This window comes from Mesorhizobium sp. M7A.F.Ca.MR.148.00.0.0 (genome assembly GCF_003997735.1).
In the GTDB taxonomy this organism is placed as follows: Bacteria; Pseudomonadota; Alphaproteobacteria; order Rhizobiales; family Rhizobiaceae; genus Mesorhizobium.
In genome coordinates, this window is record NZ_RZTB01000746.1 from 1 (window position 1) to 227 (window position 227).

Sequence of the window (227 nt, forward strand, 5' to 3'; positions counted from 1 at the left end):
TTTTTCGGTGTCACGCGCCGACCAGGACGCCTTTGCCGTGCGCAGCCAGGAGAAGGCGGTCGCGGCCCAAGCCAATGGAAGGCTGGCGAAGGAGATCACCTCAGTGACCATCCCGCAGCGCAAGGGCGATGCGATCATTGTCAGCAAGGATGAACACCCCCGCGCTGGCTCAACGGTCGAGGCGCTGGCCAAGCTGCCGACGCCGTTTCGGCAAGGCGGCACAGTCA

The 227-nt window shown here is 64.8% G+C and carries 1 pseudogene; it reads left to right on the forward strand.

Annotated elements, in window-relative coordinates:
- Positions 1–227, forward strand: a pseudogene (locus EOB49_RS36100) (3-oxoadipyl-CoA thiolase); the annotation flags it as partial.